A 3,573-nucleotide genomic window follows, 5' to 3' on the forward strand; every position below is an offset into this window, starting at 1 on the left:
CGTAGCCAAGACTGAATCTGAAATCATGGAATAATCCCCTATTTGTAGGAGTATTTTCTTTTTTTGATGTATATTTGTACGTTGTAGATATGACTTGTTGCATTGTAACTCTTAATGATGTGGTGTCTTTAAAGTTACTAAAAAGCAAACATATCTACAACTTTTAATAGGATTAAGAAAGAAGAAGACAGTTGAAATAAAAAAGAGATTACCACCAAATTTGACGAAGAACCCTATTTTTCACTTGCATTTCTCATATTCTCATTGTTTTTCGATAAACGAAAGATAATCAAATAGATATATTATGAGAAATACTTTTCAAAACGGCATTTCTCATAATATTACCAGCTTTTTAGTAAGCGTCTCGGCGATGCCGCCCCCCCTCAAAAAAAATAGAAGTAGCATCTCCTCTTTATGTTTCGATCCTACTTCTATTTTCTTTCCATTTGTCCGGCAATAAATTTCTATATACCTTTATGTCCGTATTTGGTGGTAGCTTTGCCGCTTTATTGATTACCTCCGTGATATATTCGAAGGTATTTATTCCCTGCATTCTGCATGAACAGGCCAGCGAATAAAATAAGGCACCTCTTTCCGCCCCCTTATGGCTTCCAAAGAAAAGGGAATTTCTTCTGGACAGTGATATATATCGGTTGTACCGCTCGACCAAATTATTGTCCAAGTAGTAATATCCTTCAGTAAAGATGCCCTTAATGGCCTCCCATTGCGAGAGCATATAGTCAACCGCTCCCGCCATCTCACTTTTGGGAAGCAAGTCAGGCTTACTCTTTATCCTGAGCAGTTCCCTTTTTATTTCGCTGAGTATCTGCGGCGCATACCTTTTCCGGTGCCTGAGGTTATCCTTGTCTGTCCATCCCTGTCGACCAACACAGTGTTCATGTTCTTTTTGATACAGCTTGTTCGTCAGTTCAACGATCTTTTGTGCGTCCGGTTCCTCCTGTACCTCAAGGAACTTCCTTTTGACATGCTGCAGGCAGGCGATTCTTTTAATTCCCGGATAGGCGTCACTTTCCAATTTTCTATACGGACTGTATGCGTCACTTTGTACTGTCCCCTCATATTCGGAAAGAAGGTCAAAAAGCACCTTCCCGCTACGGGAGCCATTCTCGTAGAGGTACAGTATCAATTTCTGCCTGACCGCGACGGCCGCCCAGATATACCCCTGCCTTACCCCTTTGCCTCTACTGTTCTTCTCTTCCACAAGGACTTTGTGGTAACTTTCATCACAACAAAGATAAGAGTCTTCAAGCACGGCCGTTCTCAACGCCCTGTAAAGGTTTTCCAACACTTCGGCCGCTCTGCCCAGCAGGTGATGCGCGGTGGGCTTTTCAAGCTCAAATCCGCTTTCACGGAAGAAGCCGATAATCCGCTCCACACTCATAGAGTAGATATAGCGCAACTGGCATAAACCCGCTACAAAAGATCCGTCGTAGTTTGAGTTAAGGAAAGGTGCCTGGGGAGCGGAACCGCAGAAGACTGTTCCGTTTAAGCTATAAATGTTTTGCCGGTAGACAAGCTTTTCAAATTTCGGAGGAGTGTAGACATAACGGATAGAATCACGGTATCCCATGAATTTGGCAAGGGATATGCTGAAAAGGGGATGTTCGGGATTGACTTCGATTACCTTCTCTTCCAGTTCAAAATGCTCCTTGCGTTTGGATTTATTGTTTCCCCGCTCTTTGGGAGAAGGGCATGAACGGGAAGGAGACGTCTGCCGGACCGCCTCCGCTTTACCCGGTACCTGCTTTTCAGACTCGTTGCTTATAAGTTTGCCTAAGCCACGACTGATGTTCTCCTGTTTCTTCAGTTTACCATTTTTCAAGGTCAACGCCTCTTCTAATGAATGGACACTTTCGGTTAATTGCCGGACCTGCATCGTCAATTCGCAGATAAGCAGCTGCCCATGCTCCTCACGCCTGGCAGCCGCTTCAAGCTGTTCTTTTAAAGATCTGATTTGATCCTCCAGAAGTTCTATGAGCCGGTCCTTTTGCATGTGTCAAAGATAAGAAAAAAGAACCGGAAGACAAAGAAATTAGCGAAGTATTTGCAATGTAATATATTGATATACAGATTACTATATTAGAATGTCACCTCAATCGGAACCGTTTCCTGCATTTGGCAGACCGGAGCGAGACGCCCTGCATTATCAAAAGAAAAGTCTTCCAGGAGAGCTCATAAGACCCTGTATCGGGATTAAAACGGGGAACCTCAAAGGTGCCTTCTTCCAGTCGTTTCTGATAGAGAATAAAACCGTCCGTATCCCACCGCAAAATTTTAACCATGTCACGTTTGCGGGAGAAAAACACAAATACGTCACCCGAAACGGGAGAAAGGGACATGTCGGACTTGACAAGCCGGTAAAGTCCGGTCATGCCTTTACGCATATCAACATAATGCTGGCACAGATAATAATGCATGCCATCGGTTAAAGCAAACATGACTTTTCCTCCTGAATTTTACTGTTATAACGGTCGATAAAACGGCTGACGCTAAAAGAACTGCCTTGCTTGATAGAAACAGTCACTCCGTCAGGGAAAGTGATGGTAACCCCGTAAAGCATATCCGGAGAGGAGGAAGAGGAAGAGCAGACCGGAAGCAAACGGCTGAAAGAGGATGCAGGCTCTTTAGCGGTGGTGACGGAAGAAGAGGGACGCAACTCACGGATACTGATGCCGTGACGGGAAAGCCAAAGACACATACCATGGTAGTTTACATGTCGTTCACGGCAATAACTACGAAGAGTTAAGGCAGGAGAAGAACATAAACAGGATTTATAATCCGATAAGGTACGGGTGTACAAGTCATGTGCAGTCATAAGATGTGGTTTTTTATTATGACGCAAAGCTAAAAGGAAAAATTAAGATAGAAAATATGGCATCGCCGAGACGCTTACGCTTTTTATGCTGAAAATAGTGTATTTCTCATAGACTTTTTTTTTATTCTCATATTCCTTTTATGCATTTTCTCTATTTCTTGTTTTTTGTGGTCGTCATTCTGTTCCTCCCAGTCTTTTTCCGGACTGATTGTTATTCTTCCTTTTTTATATAAGTAACTTTTTATAAAGCAATTACCTTGCCTTACTTTACTGCTTTCCTGTATTAAGTTCTCCTTATCCCTTTATATTTTATCCTAATCATTGTTGTGTTTTGCTATAAGTATTTGTATCGTTTCACTGGAGTGGGCAGATCATTGCACTCTAGTGAACGGTACTGTCTACTCTAGTGCACAGACCTTTCCACTCTAGTGGAACGATATGGCTGCTTATACATAACAGGGTCGACGCATTATATTTTTTACTATCTTACAACTTGTATTTTATTTTTATATTATTGACTATTAGTGTATTATCTATTGTATATGTCGATTATTTTCCTTATCTTTATAAGATATTATAAAACATAAACTAACATGAAAATTGGCATAATTGACCTTTGTAAACAAATAGAAGATCCTAGGATGAACCGCAAAAAAGTACATAAAATGGAAACTATTATCTATATATCCATTGCTGCTGTAATCTGTGGCGCCCACGTCTTGGTAATGAGATTGAGG

At 41.6% G+C, this 3,573-nt stretch carries 4 protein-coding genes; 1 reads left to right on the top strand and 3 read right to left on the bottom strand.

What is annotated here, in order from left to right:
* Window positions 1-412: 412 nt before the first annotated feature.
* The 3 genes from tnpC to HMPREF0106_RS00255 all read right to left on the bottom strand — a co-directional run bounded on the left by tnpC (window position 413) and on the right by HMPREF0106_RS00255 (window position 2,836).
* Entirely contained in the window at window positions 413-2,014 is a 1,602-nt protein-coding gene (tnpC, locus tag HMPREF0106_RS00265; protein WP_009041301.1) for an IS66 family transposase, read from the bottom strand.
* A 94-nt stretch (window positions 2,015-2,108) separates the two neighbouring features.
* Window positions 2,109-2,459 carry an IS66 family insertion sequence element accessory protein TnpB gene (gene tnpB / locus HMPREF0106_RS00260; RefSeq protein ID WP_008642045.1) on the bottom strand — a complete coding sequence of 117 codons (351 nt, stop codon included), beginning with the start codon at window positions 2,457-2,459 and terminating at the stop codon, window positions 2,109-2,111.
* Window positions 2,447-2,836 (bottom strand): hypothetical protein, encoded by a 390-nt coding sequence (locus tag HMPREF0106_RS00255; RefSeq protein ID WP_009041302.1) that lies wholly within the window; start codon window positions 2,834-2,836, stop codon window positions 2,447-2,449. Before HMPREF0106_RS00255 ends, tnpB begins: the two co-directional genes overlap by 13 nt.
* 593 nt (window positions 2,837-3,429) lie before the next feature.
* On the opposite strand from HMPREF0106_RS00255, the gene HMPREF0106_RS26595 reads away from it, so the two are divergent.
* Window positions 3,430-3,573: transposase family protein (locus tag HMPREF0106_RS26595; RefSeq protein ID WP_198138563.1), on the top strand; the 144-nt coding region annotated here is incomplete at its 3' end.

It is taken from the genome of Bacteroides sp. D22 (genome assembly GCF_000163675.1).
Taxonomy (GTDB): Bacteria; Bacteroidota; Bacteroidia; order Bacteroidales; family Bacteroidaceae; genus Bacteroides; species Bacteroides xylanisolvens.

Excerpts from the sequence above, each read along its gene's own strand:
- tnpC (WP_009041301.1), bottom strand. The coding sequence starts at position 2,014 with ATGCAAAAGGACCGGCTCATAGAACTTCTGGAGGATCAAATCAGATCT.
- tnpB (WP_008642045.1), bottom strand. The coding sequence starts at position 2,459 with ATGTTTGCTTTAACCGATGGCATGCATTATTATCTGTGCCAGCATTAT.
- HMPREF0106_RS00255 (WP_009041302.1), bottom strand. The coding sequence starts at position 2,836 with ATGACTGCACATGACTTGTACACCCGTACCTTATCGGATTATAAATCC.